The 252-nt window shown below is 75.0% G+C and carries 1 protein-coding gene; it reads right to left on the reverse strand.

Translation table 11 applies throughout. From position 1 onward, the window contains the following. On the reverse strand, positions 1 to 252 hold a 252-nt coding region (locus tag AC1ECF_RS17745), incomplete at both ends, for a molybdopterin cofactor-binding domain-containing protein (protein WP_480390759.1).

Below are 252 nucleotides of genomic sequence, written 5' to 3' on the forward strand. Positions count from 1 at the left end.
GCACGCCGAGGATCGTCGCGGCGAGCTGCCGGTGGACCGTCGTCGTGCCGTTGCCGAACTCCGCCGTGCCGACGCACACCTCGAACGTCCCGTCCTCGAGCCGCGCGACCGACGTGTCCGAGAAGTGCCCGCGGGGCGGGATCGTCGCGATCATCGCGAGCGCGAGCCCGGTACCCACCGACCACTGGCGGCCCCGCGGCACCGCCGCCCCGTTGCCGCGGGCGAGTGCGGCCTCGGTGAGGTCGAGGCACT

The organism is Psychrobacillus sp. Z3-81, assembly GCF_056620325.1.